The 556-nt window shown below is 57.7% G+C and carries 1 protein-coding gene; it reads left to right on the top strand.

Annotated features, from left to right (window positions below):
• Positions 1-149: 149 nt before the first annotated feature.
• A partial coding sequence (tnpA, locus tag DW645_RS09635; RefSeq protein ID WP_118227337.1) for an IS200/IS605 family transposase occupies positions 150-556 on the top strand: 407 nt, incomplete at its 3' end.

Here is a 556-nt window from a genome sequence, read left to right as displayed (position 1 = left end):
TTCAAGACTTTAGTCTGCTGGCCGCGCAGCGGCCAGCTTTAAACCACCCGCTACGCGGGTGGAGACAAACGGCTTTACAAAGCCACCCCTCCGACCGATATTGACGATTGTTCAGGCCGTCAAGAATTCGAGTCGAAGGGGTGGTCGCCATGGCCCAGAAGGCCTACGGCCTTTCCCACACGAAGTGGATGTGCAAGTACCACATCGTGTTCACGCCGAAGTATAGGCGCAAAGTGATCTACAACCAAATCAGGAGCGACATAGGGGAGATCCTCAGGAAGCTGTGCGAGTACAAGGGGATCGAGATAATCGAGGGGCACCTGATGCCCGACCACGTGCACGTGCTGCTGGCGATCCCGCCGAAGTACAGCGTCGCGAGCGTCATGGGCTACCTGAAGGGGAAGAGCTCGCTGATGATATTCGACAGGCACGCCAACCTCAAGTACAAGTTCGGCAACAGGAAGTTCTGGGCGGAGGGCTACTACGTGTCCACCGTCGGCCTGAACGAGGCGACGATCGCCAAGTACATCAGGGAGCAGGAGTCCCACGACATCGC

It is taken from the genome of Collinsella sp. AM23-17, assembly GCF_003470945.1.
Classification (GTDB): domain Bacteria; phylum Actinomycetota; class Coriobacteriia; order Coriobacteriales; family Coriobacteriaceae; genus Collinsella; species Collinsella aerofaciens_O.
Note: the sequence above shows the minus strand (reverse complement) of the source record. Positions and strands in the feature narration are given on the sequence as shown.